The 469-nt window shown below is 40.1% G+C and carries 1 protein-coding gene; it reads left to right on the forward strand.

The genetic code is table 11. The features are described from left to right. Nucleotides 1-386: hypothetical protein (locus AC3DE3_RS17240; protein WP_488370844.1), on the forward strand; the 386-nt coding region annotated here is incomplete at its 5' end. Nucleotides 387-469 lie beyond the last annotated feature (83 nt).

Here is a 469-nt window from a genome sequence, read left to right on the forward strand (position 1 = left end):
AGGATAAGGATAAGGAATATGAAAAGGGGGTGCAGGGGGAAAAACAAGGTTTCAAGACTATGCCGAAACCTGAAGACGTTGGATACCTGCCAGACGTAAAAATCCAAAAAGCCATTGAAGCCCTGAAAATTCAAACAGATCAAACGGTAGACGCTAAGACGGTGGTTGAAATGTGGGGCGTTTTCAAGGTTCAATTCCTTACCGGAACTAATTTTTACCCTGATGTTGGCAAGGTTGAATCCCACTTTTTAAACTGGATTTTAAAGAAAAAATTTGAACGAAATGGAATTGGTAAAACACGACAAGAACGAACTACAAGTAGCCTCGAAAGACTTGCACAAAGAGGTTCTCAGGCAATTGACCGCATCAGAGCAAAAGATGGTTGAACTGAAGTATGCTGCTAAACCATTTTTTACAATGGACGAGGATGAAATAGACGCATTTTCAGCGGCAACTCTTTTTAAAATTT

It is taken from the genome of Dietzia sp. IBK-p2-16D (genome assembly GCF_057773085.1).